The sequence below is a fragment of the Cellulomonas bogoriensis 69B4 = DSM 16987 genome (genome assembly GCF_000767165.1).
Classification (GTDB): Bacteria; Actinomycetota; Actinomycetes; order Actinomycetales; family Cellulomonadaceae; genus Actinotalea; species Actinotalea bogoriensis.
Genome location: NZ_AXCZ01000142.1, coordinates 1 through 7,330, shown reverse-complemented (window position 1 = coordinate 7,330; position 7,330 = coordinate 1). Strand labels below are relative to the sequence as shown.

6 protein-coding genes are annotated in these 7,330 nt (G+C 69.2%); 2 read left to right on the top strand and 4 right to left on the bottom strand.

Features of this window, described 5'->3' with window-relative positions:
- Window positions 1–102 precede the first annotated feature (102 nt).
- Together N869_RS11495 and arfA are read left to right on the top strand one after the other, a co-directional pair.
- The gene (locus N869_RS11495; RefSeq protein ID WP_035061797.1) at window positions 103–1,149 is read left to right on the top strand and encodes a LacI family DNA-binding transcriptional regulator; all 1,047 of its coding nucleotides are present in this window, start codon (window positions 103–105) and stop codon (window positions 1,147–1,149) included.
- Between the two features lie 32 nt (window positions 1,150–1,181).
- The gene (arfA, locus tag N869_RS11490; RefSeq protein ID WP_035061796.1) at window positions 1,182–2,714 is read left to right on the top strand and encodes an arabinosylfuranosidase ArfA; all 1,533 of its coding nucleotides are present in this window, start codon (window positions 1,182–1,184) and stop codon (window positions 2,712–2,714) included.
- A 2-nt stretch (window positions 2,715–2,716) separates the two neighbouring features.
- Here arfA and N869_RS11485 read toward each other — a convergent pair whose 3' ends face one another.
- From N869_RS11485 to N869_RS11470, 4 genes are all read right to left on the bottom strand, one after another.
- The gene (locus N869_RS11485) at window positions 2,717–3,439 is read right to left on the bottom strand and encodes a DUF624 domain-containing protein (RefSeq protein WP_052105466.1); all 723 of its coding nucleotides are present in this window, start codon (window positions 3,437–3,439) and stop codon (window positions 2,717–2,719) included.
- Window positions 3,436–5,037 (bottom strand): GH39 family glycosyl hydrolase, encoded by a 1,602-nt coding sequence (locus N869_RS11480; RefSeq protein WP_198026053.1) that lies wholly within the window; start codon window positions 5,035–5,037, stop codon window positions 3,436–3,438. The genes N869_RS11485 and N869_RS11480 overlap by 4 nt, the downstream gene beginning before the upstream one ends.
- 57 nt (window positions 5,038–5,094) lie before the next feature.
- A complete protein-coding gene (locus tag N869_RS11475) occupies window positions 5,095–6,726 on the bottom strand; it encodes an ABC transporter substrate-binding protein (RefSeq protein WP_232229711.1) in 1,632 nt (543 codons plus the stop codon).
- Window positions 6,727–6,793: 67 nt separating this feature from the next.
- Window positions 6,794–7,330: carbohydrate ABC transporter permease (locus N869_RS11470; RefSeq protein ID WP_035061800.1), on the bottom strand; the 537-nt coding region annotated here is incomplete at its 5' end.

The window sequence follows — 7,330 nt, the reverse complement described above, 5'->3', positions numbered from 1 at the left end:
TGGGGTGATCGGGTGTCGGGGGGCGGGGGTTGTGGGCACAATGGCGGGCAGAGCATCGCGGCCCGCCTGCGCGGGCAGCGGGGCCGGCTACGAAGGGGGCCCATGTCCAGCACCGTGTCGTCCGTGCCGCGCCGACGGGGGGCGCAGCGGGCCAGCATCAGCGACGTGGCCAAGGCCGCCGGGGTGTCCCTGGGCACCGTCTCGAACGTCCTCAACCGCCCCGAACGCGTCGCGACCCCCACCCGGGACAAGGTCCTGGCCGCGATCGAGGCGCTGTCGTTCGTGCCGAACGGCTCAGCGCGACAGCTGCGTGCCGGCACGATCACGACCGTCGGCGCGATCGTGCCGGACATCGGCAACCCCTACTCCACCGAGCTGGCCCGCGGCATCGAGGACCGCCTCGCCACCGCTGACCGGACCCTCATGCTCGCCAGTTCGGACGAGGACCCCGCCCGGGAGGCCCGCCACCTGCGCCTGTTCGAGGAGCACGGGGTCCTGGGCGTGCTCGTCACGCCCGCGGGGCCCGACGTGGACCACCTGCTCCAGCTGCGCCGTCGAGGCACCGACGTCGTCCTTCTGGACCGCACCAGTCCCCACCCGGAGATCTCCTCGGTATCGGTCGACGACGTCGCCGGTGCGGCGATGGCGGTGACCCACCTGCTCGAGCAGGGGCACGACCGCGTCGCCATGATCAACGGAACCCCGGGGACCAGGCGGCGCGCCGACGGGCGGGCCGGGGCCCTGCGCGCACTGCGGGAGGCCGGGCTCGACCCGGCCACGGCCCTGGTCGAGGTCACGGTGCCCACCCTGGACGCCGACGGCGGGGTGACCGGCGCGTCTCAGCTGCTGGAAACGGGTGACCACCCCTCGGCGATCTTCTGCGTGAACGACCACACCGCACTCGGGGCGATGCGTGCGCTGCGGGCCCACGGCCTGCGCATCCCGCAGGACGTGGCGGTCGTCGGCTACGGTGACGCCGATGTCGCATCGATGCTGATGACGCCGCTGACGTCGGTCCGTCGACCGACCCGACGCATCGGCGAGATCGCCGCCGACCTCCTGCTGCGCAGCACCGACCCCGGCACCACCGAGGCCCAGCAGGTCGAGTTCACCCCTGAACTCGTCGTCCGCACGTCCAGCACACGTTGACAACGTTGTAAACGAAACGGTTCGATTCTCCTATGACCCTCAGCGCCACCGTCCTGATGCACCCCCGCTTCACCGTCGGGGCGGTGGACCGGCGACTGTTCGGTTCGTTCGTCGAACACCTGGGACGCGCGGTGTACACGGGTATCTACGAACCCACCCACACCACGGCCGACGAGCACGGGTTCCGCAAGGACGTCGCCGACCTCACCCGTGAGCTCGGTGTCAGCGTGGTGCGCTACCCGGGTGGGAACTTCGTCTCCAACTACGTGTGGGAGGACGGCGTCGGGCCCGTGGCCGACCGCAAGCCGTTCATCGACCTCGCCTGGCGCACCGTCGAGCCGAACACCGTCGGCACCGACGAGTTCCTGCAGTGGGCCGAGCGCGAGGGTGTCGAGCCCATGATGGCCGTGAACCTCGGCACCCGTGGTGTCGCAGCCGCCGCAGCGCTGGTCGAGTACTGCAACGGCGAGCCCGGGACCCGCTGGGCGGACATGCGCGTGGCCAACGGCCGCACCGAGCCCTACGGGGTGCGCCTGTGGTGCCTGGGCAACGAGATGGACGGCCCCTGGCAGGTCGGCGCGAAGGACGCCCTGGAGTACGGGCGCCTGGCCGCAGAGGCCGGCAAGGCCATGAAGCTCGTCGACCCCACCATCGAGCTGGTCGCGTGCGGGTCCTCCGGGATGGGGATGCCCACGTTCGGGGAGTGGGAGCGGACTGTCCTGGAGTGCACGTGGGACGTCGTCGACCACATCTCGGCGCACGCCTACTACGAGGAGCACGACGGCGACCGCGCCTCGTTCCTGGCCTCGGCGACGTCGATGGACCGGTTCATCCGCCGGGTCGTGGCCAGCGCCGACGCCGTCGCGGCCCGCAAGCGCTCCGACAAGCAGATCACCGTCTCGTTCGACGAGTGGAACGTCTGGTACATGACCGGCCGTGGTGGCGGCGCACCGACGTCCTCGGCTGCCGGCATCCAGCGCGACGCCCCCCGCATCATCGAGGACGTGTACTCGGCGCTGGACGCCGTCGTCGTCGGTGACCTGCTGGTCACCCTGCTCAACAACGCCGACCGGGTACCGCTGGCCTGCCTGGCCCAGCTCGTCAACGTGATCGCCCCGATCATGACCGAGCCCGGTGGGGAGTCCTGGCGCCAGCCCACCTTCCACCCGTTCGCCACCACCGCCGAGCTGGCCCGCGGCACCGCCCTGGACCTGCGGGTGGACGCACCCACGACCACCACCAAGGAGCACGGCGAGGTGCCGCTGGTCACCGCGGCCGCGACCGTCGACGAGCAGACCGGGGCGCTCGCGCTGTTCCTCACCAACCGCTCCCCCGAGCCGGTCGAGGTCACCTTGGACCACCTGGGCGCCCAGGTCACCCTCGAGGGCGCCAAGCGCATGGTCGCCGACCACGACCCGGCCGTCCACGGCCCCGAGCACGCCGCACAGGCGATCGCGAGCTGCTGGGGCGAGGTCGACACCGCCGACGTCCGCTCCGAGGGCAACCGCACGACCGTGACCCTGCCCGCCGAGTCCTGGACGGCGTGGAACGGCACCCTCCGCTGAGCTCAGCCGGACGGCGGGCCCGCCGGGTCGGGCTCGTCGCCGGCGGGGGTGACGAACCGCGCCTGGACCATCGTGATGACCGGCATCGAGTACCAGACCAGCAGGAACGTCAGCACCGACGCCACGAGCATCAGGACCCAGTCCGAGATGTAGCCCACGAGCCCGATGGTGACGACCAGCAGGGACAGGTGCGCCAGGGTCACCTTGAACCGGGCGCCCATGACGTGCGCCGCCAACCGGGCAGCGTCCCTCAGCCGGAACGAGAACAGGGACGTGATCACCATCATGTGCAGGCCCCACAGGGCCAGCATGACCGCGATGACCACCATCACCGCCCCGAACGCCGGGGGAACCCCCGCGGCGGCCAGGTTGGCGAGGTTCACCCCCAGCACGGTCAGGAGTGCCAGGAGCGGGACCCAGAACTTCAGGACGTCCACCACGTTCATGCGGTAGCCACGCCAGAACTCCCGGGCCGGTGACGGGGAACGCTCGCGCAGGAACGACCTCCAGGCGAACACCGCCGCCCCCACAGCCGGGCCGAACGGGACCAGCGACAACGCGAACAGCGGCAGGTTCGTCGCATCGGGCGCCAACGACAGCATCAGGACCGCACCCGGGAGGGCAGCGAGCACCACCAGCAGGTCGATGAGGACGAACCAGTACACGACCATCGCGGCGCGCATCAGCGGGAACTCGCTGATGTCCCGTGGCCGAGCTGCGCTCATGCGCCGCGGTACCCCGGGATGCGGGTGTCGTCGAGCCACGGCGGGGTCTCGTCCCGCACGGGACGGACCTCCACGAACGTCACCTCGTGACGCCCCAGCGTCAGGTCCAGCTCCACGCGTCCGTCCACGACGTCCAGGCTGCCACACCGCGTGCCCGGTCGGGACAGCTCGTGCAGCAGGTCCACCTCACGGGGCCGCGGCGACCGCGGCCGGCCCATGTGCTTCCACGCCGTCCAGGCGTTTCCCTCGTCCTCGTTGACCGTCAGGCGCACCCACGACGCCCGCGGCGTGGTCTCCCCTACCGGCGCGACGTGCTCGGCAGCGGCGTACGTCGGGCACGGCTCGCTGACCGGCAACGACAGCTGGACCCTGTGCTGGGACGGTGCGTCCACGTCCGCGACCACCGGCTGCCAGGCCAGGACGGTGACCCGGCCGTCGGGGTCGGCGCACACCAGGTGGTCCGGGCCGCTGGCCAGGACGTCGGCGCCCATGCGGGCCATGAACGCGTACAGGTGATAGGTGGGCTTGCGGACCTGACGGTGCCCCAGCAGCCCGAAGCCACCGTGGAACAGCGCCGTGGGGATGTTCTCCTCCTCGAAGACGTCGCTGAACGTCCAGTACGAGAACGAGTCCGCGTGCTGACCACCCTGCACCAGGACCGGGGCGAGGTAGGCGGCGTTGAACGCGGTGTCGTGCACCGGGTTGTCCGGCCGGTAGGAGGTGTTGAACTCGGTGATGTGGACGGGCAGCTCCTCCAGGCGGGTCCCCGCCAGGTGCTTGCGCGCGGCCGCGAACTGGTCGAGCAGGCTCTGCGGGTCCCACATGTCCTGGTAGACCCCGAACGGCACGTGCTGCGCGGGCTTGGTCGTGTAGGCGTGCCGGCTCACGAAGTCCACGGGCAGGTCACGCTCGGTGACGAAGCGTGCGAACGGCTCCCACCATTCGTCCGACCCGGGTGAGATGGCCGGTCCCCCGACCTGCAGGTCGGCGTCGACGGACTTCACGGCCTGGACGCTGACCTCGTACAGGCGGAAGTACTCCTGCTGGTCGGCGCCCTTCCAGAAGTGCACCAGGTTCGGCTCGTTCCACACCTCGATGGGCCACGTCCGCACCTCGTCCAACCCGTACCGGTCCACCAGGTGCGCGACGGTCGTGCGGACCAGGGTCTCCCACTCCCGGTACGAGCGGGGCGGGGTCACGTTGCCCTTCCACCAGAACACCGTCTGGTCGCCCGACGCCAGGGCGTCCGGCATGAACCCGAGCTCGACGAACGGCCGGAGACCCTTCGCGAGGTAGGAGTCGACGACCTGGTCGACATAGGTGTAGCTGTGCAGGGCCGAGCGCCGACCCTGGTGCTCGTACTCCCGGTACACACCCATGTCGTCGCTGAACAGACCGTGCCCGCGGATGTACCGGAACCCGATGTCCTGCTGGGTCAGGGCCAACGCGTCCTGGTAGTCCTGCCGCAGGGCCAGGTTCATGCGGCCCGTCCCGACGCACTCGCGCCAGGCCTGCGACATGGGACCCACAGGGGTGGATGGGACGACGACACGCACTGGGAGGTTCCTCTCCTCGTAGGTGGGGCCTGGGCCCGGCATGCGGCGAGCCGGCCCAGCCACGGAAGTGGCGCGGCTGGACCGGCTCGCGTGGGTGACTCAGTTGTTCTGCAGGAACCGCTGGTGCGCCTCGTTCACCACGTCGACGTAGGCGGTCATGTTCATGCCCTCGAGCTCGGCGACATACGCGTCCCAGGTGTCCAGGTCACGCTGGCCGAGGATGAACTGCAGGGTCGACTGCTGGACGAAGTCGTTCAGCGCGTTCTGGTAGAGCGAGGCCTGCTCACGCTCCATCTCGGACAGCGGGTACGGCGGGTCGATCGGCGCCTGCTGCTTGCCGGCCATGGCCTCCTGCCACTCGACCTCCTCCTCGTTCAGGTGGGAGAGGACGAGCTCGTGGGTGGAGCCCTGGGCCAGCAGGAACACGCCGTTGAAGAACCCGAAGTCGGCCTGCAGGTTCTGCGAGCCGTCAGGGTTCAGACCGACGAAGTCCACGTCCTCGGTGAGGGTGTAGCCGGTGTCGCCGGAACGCTCGAACGTCTCGCCCTCGACGCCCCACTTGGCGAACTCCAGGCCCTCGTCGGAGTAGTACAACCAGTCGATGAACTGCATCATCGCCACGAAGGTGTCCTGCTCGGCAGCCCTGGCAGAGATCATGATGCCGCTCTCCAGGCGGGTGCCGCCGATGATGTCACCGGCCGGCCCGGCGGGGACCAGGACCTTGCCGATCTCGTACTCACCCTCGCCGATGGCGGTGTCGAGGGTGTTGCGGTGGCCGATGAGCTCCTGGGCGTTGGTCGAGACCGCGTAGGAGTTCTCGTTCGAGAGCTTCTGCAGCGCCTGGTCGTCGTCCTGGGTGAAGCTCTCCGGGTCCATCAGGCCGTCCTCGACCAGGCCCGCGAAGTACTCGACGAGCTGGCGGTACTCGTCGGTGGCCCCGGTGTACAGGAACTCACCGGCGTCGTGGTCGAAGGTCACGCCCTGGCCGTAGCCCCACCCGGCTGCGGTGCCGAAGCTCGCGGCCGCGTAGTTCAGAAGGGCCTGGCCCTCCCACCGGTCCGAGAACGGGTACCCGTCGTGCTCGTCGGCGATCTCCTCGAACGCCTCGCGAACCTCGTCCCAGCTGGTGGGCTCGGCGACACCGAGGTCGTCCAGGACGTCGGTGCGCATCGCGAGCGTGTAGTCCGGCCGCACCTGCTCGAGCAGACCGGGCAGCAGGTAGTAGTGGCCGTCCTCCTGCCGCAGGGAGTCCAGCTCCTCCTGCAGGCCCCACCGTTCGACCTTGTCCTGGAAGTGCGGCATCAGGTCGACGTACTCACTCACGGGCAGGATCGCACCGGAGGCCACGAAGGGCGCCTCCTGGCCTCCGTAGGTGACCGGGATGAACGACGGGGCGTTACCCGCACCGATCAGCAGCGACCGGCGCTCGTCCCAGTCGCTGAGGGGGGCGACAGTGGGGTCGAGCTGGACGTTGTTGCGCTCGGCGAGCGACTGGAAGAACAGCCAGTCACGGTCCAGGGGGTAGTTCGGGTGGTCGCGGTACAGAAGGTCGAAGGTGACCTCCTCGGTGGCCACGAACGTGTCGCCGACGCCGTAGTCGTCCATGGCCCCGACCCGCTGGCCGTCGAGGTTCTCGACCGCATCGCCGTCGCCGTCGCCGTTGCCGCCGTCACCGGCGTCGCAGGCTGCCAGGCCTGTGACGAGCGCTCCCGCGGCGGCGAGGCCGATCACTCGCCTCGTTGTGCTCCTCATGAGATTCCCTTCGTGAACTTCGTCGGTCTTTCCGGGGGTGGATGAGTCACTGCTTGACGGCGCCGAGCATGATGCCCGACACGAAGTACTTCTGGATGAACGGGTAGAGGCAGATGATGGGAAGCACCGTGAGCACCATCGTCACGGCCTGGATGTTCGACGCGATCTGCGCCACGTTGTCCGCACCTGCCGCACCGCCGACGGACGTCGCGGTCGACGCACCGGCGATCATGTTCCGCAGGTAGACGGTGACGGGGTAGAGCTCGGCACGGTCCATGTAGAGGAACGCCTGGAACCACGAGTTCCAGAAGGTCACCGCATAGAACAGGATCATGGTCGCGATGACAGCCTTGCTGAGCGGCAGCACGATTCGGAAGAAAATCCCGTACGTGCTGAGCCCGTCGATCGCAGCCGCCTCTTCGAGCTCTTCCGGGAGGTTCTCGAAGAACGACTTCATCACCAGCAGGTTGAACACCGAGATCGCATTGGGGATGACGATCGCCCAGATGGTGTTGGTGAACCCGATCGCGTTGATGAGGACGTAGTTCGGGATCATGCCACCGTTGAAGAACATCGTGAAAAC

Bases quoted from the DNA above. Each gene is read 5' to 3' on its own strand.
- N869_RS11495 (WP_035061797.1), top strand. From the start codon at position 103: ATGTCCAGCACCGTGTCGTCCGTGCCGCGCCGACGGGGGGCGCAGCGG.
- N869_RS11480 (WP_198026053.1), bottom strand. From the start codon at position 5,037: ATGCCGGGCCCAGGCCCCACCTACGAGGAGAGGAACCTCCCAGTGCGT.
- N869_RS11485 (WP_052105466.1), bottom strand. From the start codon at position 3,439: ATGAGCGCAGCTCGGCCACGGGACATCAGCGAGTTCCCGCTGATGCGC.
- arfA (WP_035061796.1), top strand. From the start codon at position 1,182: ATGACCCTCAGCGCCACCGTCCTGATGCACCCCCGCTTCACCGTCGGG.